This window comes from Streptomyces sp. NPDC059003, from assembly GCF_042740445.1.
GTDB lineage: Bacteria > Actinomycetota > Actinomycetes > Streptomycetales > Streptomycetaceae > Streptomyces.
In genome coordinates this window covers 1-6,504 of sequence record NZ_JBHYJH010000300.1, presented here as the reverse complement: position 1 = coordinate 6,504, position 6,504 = coordinate 1, and the positions used below count along the sequence as shown (strand labels likewise).

At 67.3% G+C, this 6,504-nt stretch carries 5 protein-coding genes and 3 pseudogenes; 1 reads left to right on the top strand and 7 read right to left on the bottom strand.

Translation table 11 applies throughout. The annotated features are described in order from the left end of the window. Positions 1-398 precede the first annotated feature (398 nt). From ACFWZ5_RS43895 to ACFWZ5_RS43875, 5 genes and pseudogenes are all read right to left on the bottom strand, one after another. A complete protein-coding gene (locus ACFWZ5_RS43895; RefSeq protein WP_384892683.1) occupies positions 399-1,226 on the bottom strand; it encodes a tyrosinase family protein in 828 nt (275 codons plus the stop codon). A gap of 18 nt (positions 1,227-1,244) precedes the next feature. Beyond that, positions 1,245-1,640, bottom strand: a complete 396-nt coding sequence (locus ACFWZ5_RS43890; RefSeq protein ID WP_384892680.1) for a tyrosinase cofactor — start codon at positions 1,638-1,640, stop codon at positions 1,245-1,247. A 543-nt stretch (positions 1,641-2,183) separates the two neighbouring features. Next, positions 2,184-2,864: pseudogene (locus ACFWZ5_RS43885) on the bottom strand (transposase); the annotation flags it as partial. Beyond that, positions 2,833-3,057, bottom strand: coding sequence for a hypothetical protein (locus tag ACFWZ5_RS43880; RefSeq protein ID WP_384892677.1), 225 nt, complete (start codon positions 3,055-3,057; stop codon positions 2,833-2,835). The gene ACFWZ5_RS43880 and the pseudogene ACFWZ5_RS43885, both read right to left, overlap by 32 nt. Before the next feature lie 30 nt (positions 3,058-3,087). Beyond that, positions 3,088-3,609: a hypothetical protein gene (locus tag ACFWZ5_RS43875; RefSeq protein ID WP_384892675.1), complete on the bottom strand. Its 522-nt coding sequence runs from the start codon at positions 3,607-3,609 to the stop codon at positions 3,088-3,090. On the opposite strand from ACFWZ5_RS43875, the pseudogene ACFWZ5_RS43870 reads away from it, so the two are divergent. Then, positions 3,595-4,655 (top strand): annotated as a pseudogene (locus ACFWZ5_RS43870) (IS3 family transposase). The gene ACFWZ5_RS43875 and the pseudogene ACFWZ5_RS43870 overlap by 15 nt on opposite strands. 39 nt (positions 4,656-4,694) lie before the next feature. Here ACFWZ5_RS43870 and ACFWZ5_RS43865 read toward each other — a convergent pair. Together ACFWZ5_RS43865 and ACFWZ5_RS43860 are read right to left on the bottom strand one after the other, a co-directional pair. Beyond that, a pseudogene (locus ACFWZ5_RS43865) lies at positions 4,695-5,897 on the bottom strand (IS3 family transposase); the annotation flags it as partial. Positions 5,898-6,019: 122 nt separating this feature from the next. Then, the gene (locus ACFWZ5_RS43860; RefSeq protein WP_384892686.1) at positions 6,020-6,490 is read right to left on the bottom strand and encodes a transposase family protein; all 471 of its coding nucleotides are present in this window, start codon (positions 6,488-6,490) and stop codon (positions 6,020-6,022) included. Positions 6,491-6,504 lie beyond the last annotated feature (14 nt).

Here is a 6,504-nt window from a genome sequence, read left to right as displayed (position 1 = left end):
GCACCATCATCCAAGCCAACCACACGCTGTTGACCTGCGACCATTCAGGATGAAAGAAGTTCATCGACACCTTCTACAACACCGGGCGCATCCAGAAACGGCTCGGCTACCTCAGCCCGATCGAGTTCGAGGAGAAGCACCACGCCGACCAGGCAACGGCCGAACGAACGAACCTGAAACCCGGTCAACCCGCCCTGACCAGCCGATCAGCACCTCCCGCACGCCGGGGGAACCTCACTGATGATGTTGGCGGGGTTGTCGAGGTGTCCCGCGTGGCGGCGCCCCGATCCACCGTCTCCGCCCCCGCTGAGGGGCTGTGGGCCCGGTTCGCGTTTGTGCCGGGTATGCGGCACGGTTTGTGGTGTACGCGAGCGGGGCCCACTTGGCGACCCGAAGGATCAGGCGGCCGTGTCGTACGTGTAGTACCGCCTGTGGTCGAGCATGTCTGCGGGAGTCACGTCACCCCAGGGGCGCATCGTGTCGTGGAGGTCGACGACGTCGGGGGTGCCGGAGACAGGGAGGTAGGGCGAGTTGGGGTGGCGGTTCTGCCACTGGGTCCACAGCTTGTCGACGTAAGCGTGGTGGAGCCAGAAGGCGGGGTCGTTGGGCGAGGCGCCGGTGGCCATGTGGCCGCCGACCCAGACGTGGACGCGGTTGTGGAGGTTGACGCCGCGCCAGCCTTCGAGGTGGTTGCGGAAGCCGTCGGAGGCGCTGTTCCACGGAGGGGCGTCGTAGGTGGGCATCGCGAGTACGGAGTCGACCTCGGCCCTGGTGGGCAGTTGGTACCCGTTCGCGCCGAGGCTGCGGCGCAGGAAGTCGCGGTCGTCGACACGTATGTTGATGCGCCAGATGTTGGTGACGGCTGCGAAGGGGCCCTCGGTGACCTGGCCGTCGCGGCTGCGGCCGGTGCCGCCGAGGAAGTCGGGGGCCCAGAGGGAGGCGGCGGGGGTGCGGTCGGTGGTCCAGTCCCAGTAGGGGAGGGTGACGGACGGGTCGACGGACTGGAGGGCTTGCTCGAACTGTATGAGGAACTGCCGGTGCCAGGGAAGGAAGGACGGAGAGCGGTGGCCGACGCGGTCGCCGTTGTCGGTGTCGTTCATGATGAACTCGTTGTGGGTGCTGACGAATGAGTCGTAGCGGCCGTCGCGTTTGAGGGCAAGGACGGCGTTGACGAAGCGCCGCTTTTCGTCGGCGGTGAGCTGGGCCTGGTCTTTGCGTACGGTCATGGCGGTGGTGCTCCTGGATCAGGCGGCGGACGGGGCGAGGGGGGAGAGGGCGGCGCCCTGGAGATCGGCGACGGCGGCGCGGGCGAGGGCATGCGGGGTGGCCTGGGGCTCGTAGTGGTTGATGACGCTGATCCAGGTGCCGTCGGCGTTGCGCATGATGTGCAGTTCGTCGCCGTCGATGCGGACGGAATAGCCGCTGCCGTGGTCCCCGTGGTGTTCACCATCGCGGGAGGGGCGGCCCTGGATGTGGCGGCCGAGGTATACCTCGTCGAAGGAGCCGGGTTCGCTGCCGGGGCGATCGTGGGTGAGCGGCTCGGCGGCCTCGGCGGAGCTGCGGGCTGCACCGACGAGGGCGAGAGCGGCGGTGGTGCTCGCGATAGTGCCGATGGCTCGGCGGCGGGTGATTCCGGACATGCTAAGCCCCTAAGTAGGTGTGCCGGGAAGGTGGTTCGGGTGGTGGGCCGGACTGCCGAGGTAATGCGTACAGGAGGCAGCCGTGAGGCCGTAATCGGCAGGAAGGGTTGCCCAGCATTACAGACAACTATGTGTAAATTATGCAGAGTTCAACGACGTTGATCTTGTTGCGTGCGCGCACACTGGCGGCTCACGGCCACAGGTTCTACGCTGTCGGCGAGGATCACATGAAGGATCTTCACGCTTAGCGTATGTATTGTGTCGCGGCTCACAGCAGGAAGCCGTCTGAAAACACACACCACGCCGCATCGAATTGCGGTGCCGAGTCGTGTCTCATCTCGCGGTATGGTCGATCACGACCTGTCGCTTCCGGTCCGGGACCCGGCTGGCATGTCTCATCATGGAGCGCCCGGCGGTATTCGCCGGTCCGGCTCCGTGAGCCTCAACTGGGCTCCTGGAAACGGCGATCCGGGCCGCAACCTGGGTGTTCCACTTACTTGATCGGCTACACCACATGGCGGGACACCATCGCATCGGGGGTTCGCGCAGCGAGCGCAGGAACTGGGTCCAGAACGGTTCGTTCTCGCTGTCGCCGACGGCGAGGCCAATGATCTCCCGGTCGCCGGTGCGGCTGACGCCGGTCGCGATTACCACCGCCTGCGAGATGATCCGGTGCTGGACCCGGGCCTTGCAGTACGTCTCATCGAGTAAGACATAGGGGAAGGCGGTGTGGTCCAGGCGCCGGTCCCTGAACGCCTTGATCTCGTCATCGAGTTGCGTGCAGATCTTGGATAGGGTGGCCTTGGAGATACCGGAGTCGGAGCCCAGGGCCTTGACGAGGTCGTCGACGGCGCGTGTGGAGACGCCGTGGACATACGCCTCCATGATGACTGCGAACAGTGCGCGGTCGATCCGGCGTCGGCGCTCGAGCAGGGACGGGAAGAACGACCCTGACCGCAGTTTCGGGATGCGGAGCCCCAGGCCCCCAATGGTACTGGTCAACGGCCTCTCGCGGTGCCCGTTGCGCAGGTTGGCCCGTGTCGGGGTCCGCTCGTGCCGGGCGACCCCTATGGCCGACGCCTCCGCCTCGATCAGCTCCTGCAGCATCCGCTCCAGGACCGTGCGGACCATCTCCACACTGTCCGACGCGCTCAGCGACTCAAGGAGCTCCAACAGGGAACCTGTGCGGCAACTACTGTCCGTCTTGACGTTGCCGGGCTGCATCGATGCGGGCCTGTGGCTGAGCACGGGTGCGGGCCTTGGGGCCGTTGGCCGGAGCGATGCAGATGTCGTGGAGGGCCAGGAGTTCGGCGGCTTGGCCAGCACACCTGTTCAGGTAGGTGCGGTGGCAGTCGAGGATCTCGGTGATGAGTACGGGCGTGGCTACCCGGCGGGCCTGCAGCACCGCGGCCAGCACGCGGTGGTGATACTCGAGCTGGCCGATTTCTCAAGCCGATGGGCGCTGTCGGGGACGGCCGGTGCGTCGGGTCAAGTCACGGTCGGCCAGCCGCTGCCAGACGTTGGCGACTTGGTCGACCAGAAAGTCCAGCTCCGGGCGGGGCATGCCGGTCAGCGCCGGATCCGAGAGCCAGGCAGTGACGGCTGGATCGATGCGGCGGGACGGCGGTGGCGGCTGCGGTTCCGTCGCCGGGTGCAGGGTGTAGTTCCAGTCGCCATGGAAGTCGTCGCGCGTCAGAGGAAGGGCGGCGACTTGCCAGGAGGCCGGGTTCTGCCCGGTGGGGTAGCGGTGGGTGTCCAGGGCGGCTCGCACCCGTAGTCCGGTGCGGGTGCGAGCCACCCCGATCGTTTGGACGGCGACTTCGTGGCTGGTCAGTGGGCGGCCGCGCCATGCGCAGGCAATCCGGGAGAACAGCCGGTGTTCGATGGGCCTTGACTCCGGGGTTTGGACACCGGAGGGACTTGGATCTTGATGGTCCAGGAGAACGGAGTCCCGGTGGGGATGAAGCACTACCCCGCCGAGTTCAAGGCGGACGCGGTCCCGTTGTACCGGTCGCGTCCGGGAGCGACGATCAAGTCGATGGTTGCCGATCTCGGAGTGAACACCGAGACGTTGCGCAACTGGATCCGGGAACTGGAAGAGGAACGCGACATCCTCCGCAAGGCGGCCCGGTATTTCGCAACGGAGACGCGCTGGTGAACCGCCGCCAGTTCGTTGACGATCACCAGCGCCACTTCGGCGTGAAGCGGCTCTGCGACATCCTGGGCATTGCCCGCTCGAGCTTCTACTACCTGGCGCCGCACCGCCCTGGCCCGCGCGGCCCGGCAGGCCGCCGAGGACCGGCTGGCGGCCCGGATTCGCAAGGTCCACCAGGACTCCGACGGCACCTACGGCGCCCCGAGAATCACCCCCGAACTCCGCGACAGAGACGGCCAGGCAGTCGACCACCAGCGCGTCGCCTGGATCACGCGGACCCGCGGCCTCGAAGGGGCCCGTCCCAGACGCCGACACCGCACCACCATCGCCGCCCCGGCCGGGGTGAAGGCACCGGACCTGACCGGCCGCGACTTCACCGCGACCGCGGTGAACACGAAGGAAGTACGTCGGCGACATCACCTACCTGAGCCTCGGCGGCGGGAAGTTCTGCTACCTCGCGACCGTCATCGACTTGTATTCACGTCGTCTGGCCGGGCGGGCGATCGCCGACCACATACGCACCGAACTCGTCACCGACGCCCTCGCCCCCGCGATCCGCACCCACGGGCAGTCTCGCCGGAGCGGTGATGCACACCGATCACGGGGCCCAGTACACGAGCCGGGCCTTCGCCGCCGCCTGCCGCCTCGCCGGTGTCCGCCAGAGCATGAGCGCGATCGGCACCAGCACGGACAACGCCGCCGCGGAATCCTTCAACGCCAGCTTCAAAAGGGAGACGCTGAAAGGCCGGAAGGGCTGGTCGAACGAGTGCGAAGCCCAACTCGACACCTTCCGCTGGCTCCACCGCTACAACACCGTCCGCCGGCACTCCCGCCCCGGCCAGCGATCCCCGCTCGCCTAACCCAACAGCCGCTGGCACCGGAGCTTGGACACGGGTGCATGCGGCTTGGGGCAGTGTAGTTGACGGCTCGTTGAAGAGGGCTTCGTAGGCGAGTGGTGAGCGTTGACCGAGGCGGGAGTGTCGGCGGACAGTGTTGTAGTGGCTCGCCCAGCGGAAGTCCGCGAGCCTTGCGTGGCGTGCGGTGGGCCATGCCTTCACGCCCCTGAGGGTCTCCCGTTTCAGGGCCGCGTTCCAGCTCTCCGCGGCGGCGTTGTCCGCCGAGCTGCCGATGGCGCTCATGCTCTGGGCCATGCCCGCCTTGGCACAGGCGTCGGCGAACGCGGCACTCATATATTGCGAGCCGTGATCCCTATGAAAAATGGCACCGTTGAGGCTGCAGCGGGTCCGCTCGGCGGCCGCCAGCGTCGATGACGAGCTCAGCTCGCATATGGTCGGCGATCGCCCAGCCCGCCAGGCGGCGTGAGCGCAGGCCGATGACAGTCGCCAAGTAGAGCGGCTTCGCGCCCTTCGCCGGCAAGTAGGTGATGTCACAGACGTACTTGGTGTTCGGCCGCTCGGCGGTGAAGTCGCGACCTGTCAGATCGGCGGCCTTCGCGGCGGCCGGGTCGGGGACGGTGGTGCGGTGCGTCTTGCGCAGACGCAGGTCGGCGAGCCTGATGGCCCGCATGATCCGGGCGACCTTCTTGTGGTTCACGCGCTCGCCGTCGTCGCGGAGCTCGGCGGTGATGCGCGGGACGCCGTAGGTGCCGTCCGAGGTATGGACGGTGCGTATCCGCGCAGCGAGCTTGGCGTCGGCCACTTGGCGGGCGGCCCGCGCGGGCGCGGTCTTGCGCCAGTAGTAGAAGCTGGACCGGGCGATGCCGAGGATGGTGCACAGCTGCTTGACGCCGTAGCGGCGCTGGTGGTCGGCGACCCACTGGAAACGGCTCACCAGCGTGTCTCGGCCGCGAAATACCGGGCCGCCTTGCGCAGGATGTCGCGTTCCTCCTCCAGCTCGCGGATCCGCTTGCGCGCGGCGGCGAGCTCGGCCTCCACGGGATTGTGAGACCCGGCCGGAGCGGCGGCCCTTGTCGGCAAGTGGGCGCCGGGGCGTCGCCCGTCCGCGGCGCAGATCCAGTTGCGCAGCGTCTCGGTGCTGAGCCCGAGGTCCTCAGCGACCGACTTGATCATCGCCTCCGGCCGTGACTGGTACAACGCGACCGCGTCCGCCTTGAACTCGGCGAGGTAGTGCTTCATTGCCATCTGCACGGGACTCCTGACCACCCAGACCATCAAGATCCAGGTGTCTCTGGTGTCCAAACTCCAGGGTTAGGGCCCCGCCTCACCCAACCCACCACATAGGACACGCTCTTACTGAACCTCTTTCATCCTGAATAGGCGCAGGTGAGGAGGGTGTGGATGGCTTGGACGATGGTGCCGATGGGGCGGGTGGAGCATCTGGCCCGACGGAGCGGTCGCCAGGACTTCAACTGCGCGAAGGGGCGTTCGCCGGGAGCTCGGAGTCGGGCGTGGTCGCGGTTGTACTGCTGGTAGTGGGCGGGTTGTTCGCGGTGGTGCTTGTAGGGGGTGCGGACTGTAGCGTCGGCGCCTTGGCAGGCGCGGACCGCAAGCACGAGGACTTCCCTGGTGAGGCAGGCTTGCACGATGCCGTGGGCGCGGGCCGCAGTGAGGTCGCGGGTCCGTCCTGGTGTTGCCCTGGAGAACCAGAGCGGTGTGCCATCCGGGGTGGCCATGACCTGGACGTTCATGCCGTGCCGCCTCTGCTTTTGCGAGTAGTACGGCTCGGCTGCCGTAGACGTTGTCCTATGTGGTGAGGCGGAGTAGTACTGCACCATGGGGCAGGGGACGT